This window comes from Kitasatospora sp. NPDC057542 (assembly GCF_042801945.1).
In the GTDB taxonomy this organism is placed as follows: Bacteria; Actinomycetota; Actinomycetes; order Streptomycetales; family Streptomycetaceae; genus Kitasatospora.
This window is the reverse complement of record NZ_JBHVFE010000712.1, coordinates 1-2,876: the sequence shown is the minus strand read 5'-3', so window position 1 is coordinate 2,876 and position 2,876 is coordinate 1. Positions and strand designations below refer to the sequence as shown.

The 2,876-nt window shown below is 72.6% G+C and carries 3 protein-coding genes; 2 read left to right on the top strand and 1 reads right to left on the bottom strand.

The annotated features are described in order from the left end of the window. Positions 1-1,788, bottom strand: a 1,788-nt coding sequence (locus ACFU7Y_RS42515) for a beta-galactosidase family protein (protein ID WP_380771807.1), incomplete at its 3' end; no start/stop codon positions are given. A gap of 322 nt (positions 1,789-2,110) precedes the next feature. On the opposite strand from ACFU7Y_RS42515, the gene ACFU7Y_RS42510 reads away from it, so the two are divergent. After that, positions 2,111-2,338 carry a DUF485 domain-containing protein gene (locus ACFU7Y_RS42510; RefSeq protein ID WP_380771805.1) on the top strand — a complete coding sequence of 76 codons (228 nt, stop codon included), beginning with the start codon at positions 2,111-2,113 and terminating at the stop codon, positions 2,336-2,338. Between the two features lie 3 nt (positions 2,339-2,341). Then, a partial coding sequence (locus tag ACFU7Y_RS42505; RefSeq protein WP_380771803.1) for a cysteine dioxygenase occupies positions 2,342-2,876 on the top strand: 535 nt, incomplete at its 3' end.

The following is a 2,876-nucleotide window of genomic DNA, read 5'->3' as shown; positions in this document are numbered from 1 at the left end:
GTACTCGGAGCTGGGGGCGGCGGCGAGCGGCCCGAGGTCGGGCTGGTCGCGAAGCTCGATCTCCTCGCCGTGGCCGTCCAGTTCGAGCAGGACGAGTTCGTTGACGCCCTCCCGCCACAGCGGAGCCGGGGCGTAGAGGGTCCGCTGCGGGCCCTGCGCGGAGTAGCGGCCGAGCAGGAAGCCGTTGAGCCAGAGGAGTCCGCGGCCCCAGCCGGGCAGGGCGACGAAGGCGTCGGCGGGCTCGGCGAGCGAGGCCTCGAAGCGGTGGAAGGTCGGGTCCGCGTCGCCCACCGGGTCCGCGTTCTCGTAGGCGAGGCGGTCGAGGTCGGAGAGCGGCAGGGGGCGGATCTCCCAGTCGAACAGCCGCTGGTGGCCGTGGGAGACGCCGCGGCTGATGCCCTTGCGGTCGTCCAGCAGAGGGCCGTAGTTCACCCGGCCGAGGGCCTCGACCAGGATGTCGAGCACGACGCCGTCCGGTCCGACCTCCAGCGGCAGGGTCTCCGTCGGGGCGTCGCGGTGCAGGACGCCGAGCGGCCGGCCGTCCGCGAACACGTGGGCGCGGTCGCCGATGCCGTCGATGCGCAGCGGCATGGACGGCCGTGGGCCGGAGATCCGGGTGCGGTAGTGGATGAGGCCGAGGGACTGGCCGACCTTCTCCATGGGTTCGGGCGTCGGGCTGCGCACCGGCTCGGACAGGGTGTCGAGGTTCGCCAGGAGCCGGGCGGCGGCGGCGCGGCGCCGGACGCGCTGCGGAGCGACGCGGGGGGCGGGCCCGGGCAGCTCGCCCTCGGGCAGGGGGACGTACTTGCCGATGACGGCGCGGAAGGCGTGGAACTTCTCGGTGAGCTCGCCGGCCTCGCCGATCGGAGCGTCGTAGTCGTAACTGGTGACGGTCGGCTGGAAGCCGGTGTCGAAGGGGCGGGTGCCGGTGTGGTTGGCGCCGGCCCAGAAGCCGAAGTTGGTGCCGCCGTGGGCCATGTAGAGGTTGACGGATGCGCCGGTGGCGAGGAGGTCGTCCAGCGCCTGGGCGGACTCGGCGGCGTCGCGCACGTGGTGCGGCTCGCCCCAGTGGTCGAACCAGCCGATCCAGAACTCCATCGCCGTCATCGGGCCCTTGGGCTGGTAGCGCCGCAGCACCTCGAACCGCTCGGCGGCCCGGGAGCCGAACGTCGCCGTGGCGAGGTGGCCCGGAACGCCGCCGCCCTGCTGCATCGCGTCCTCCGCGCCGTCCGCCGTGAACAGCAGGCAGTCGACGCCGCGTTCGAGCAGGCCGTCGCGCAGGTGGAGGAGGTAGGCGCGGTCGTTGCCGAAACTGCCGTACTCGTTCTCGATCTGCACCGCCACCACCGGGCCGCCCCGGCCGGCCAGGAGCGGCAGGATCCGGGGCACGACGGCGTCGAACCAGCCGTCCACCTCGGCCAGGTAGGCCGGGTCGGCGCAGCGCAGCCGCAGCCCGTCGGCGGCGAGCAGCCGGGCCGGCAGGCCGCCGAACTCCCACTCCGCGCAGATGTAGGGGCCGGGCCGCAGGATGACGTCGAGGCCCTGCGCCTGGGCGATGCGGCAGAAGCGGGCGAGGTCGCGCCAGCCGGTGAAGTCGAAGGCGCCGGAGGGCAGCTCGTGGAAGTTCCAGGGGATGTAGGTGTCGACGGTGTTGGCGCCCATCGCGCGTAGCCGGCGCAGGCGGTCCTCCCAGAGGTCGGGGTGGACGCGGAAGTAGTGCAGGGCGCCGGAGACGACGCGGTGCGGCGCCCCGTCGCGGAGGTACCCGGTTTCGTCGTGGTCGAGCATCAGGGGCCAGCTTTCAGAGGGCTTGCAGAGGGCTTCGGGGGAGGGAGCGGCCGCCGGCCGGCCCGGCCCGTCGGCGACGCGGCACGCTGGGAGAGGGGAGGCAGGGTGTCTGCCACGGTGATCGAGCCTACCCAGTTCGGGAGCGCTTGGAAAGCGCTTTCCCAGGGCGCCGCTCCGAGCGGCCCGGGCGAAGCGGATCCACGGCTGATGAGAGCCCGTCGAGCGGGCCGGGACCGTCGCTGACCGCACGTTCATCGCTTGTCTACCGTGGATTCCTACGGTCGGGCCTTCGGCAAGTTCCGCACTGCTCAGAAGGATTCCCATGATCGACCCGGCCGCGCCGTCGCGCGGTGACACACCCTGGATCGGCGACGATCCGCGATTCACCGAGTTGCGTGCCGCCTACCGCAGGTCCGTGTTCCCGGTGACGGCGGCGCTCCTGCTCCGGTTCCTGGCGTACGTACTCTGCTCGGCCTGCGCCCGCGGCTTCTTGGCGGCCAAGGTCGTCGGGAGCGTCAACGTGCGCGCGCTCACCGGGATGGGGCGGTAGACCGTGAAACCGGGTTCCAACCTCGACGAGTTCCTCTCCGACCTCGCGCGCTACGGCGCCGCGGACGTCCTGACCGCCCAGCTCACCGCGGACACCCTGCGCAAGTACCTGCGGGCCGGGCTGATCGTCCCCGACGACCTGTGCGCCGGTGACACCGACGGCTACTCGCAGCGGCTGCTGCATGCCGGACGGACGCACTCCGTGGTGGCCCTCACCTGGCTGCCCGGGCAGTCCACCCCGATCCACGACCATGTCTCCTGGTGCGTGTCAGGTGTGGTGGAGGGCGTCGAGGTGGACGAGGCGTACCGGCTGTGGCGGCTCCCCAGATCCGGCCGCAGGGTGCTGGCGCCGTCCGGCCGGACCACCTGCTCTCCCGGCCGGGTACAGCTCCTGGTGCCGCCCGACGAGGACATCCACCGGGTGTCGAACGGCGGCACCGGTCGCGCGGTCTCCGTGCACGTCTACGGCGCCGACATCTCGCTGAACGGCGGCAGCTCGATCAACCGGGTCTTCGGACACGAGATCGTGGACCTCCCGC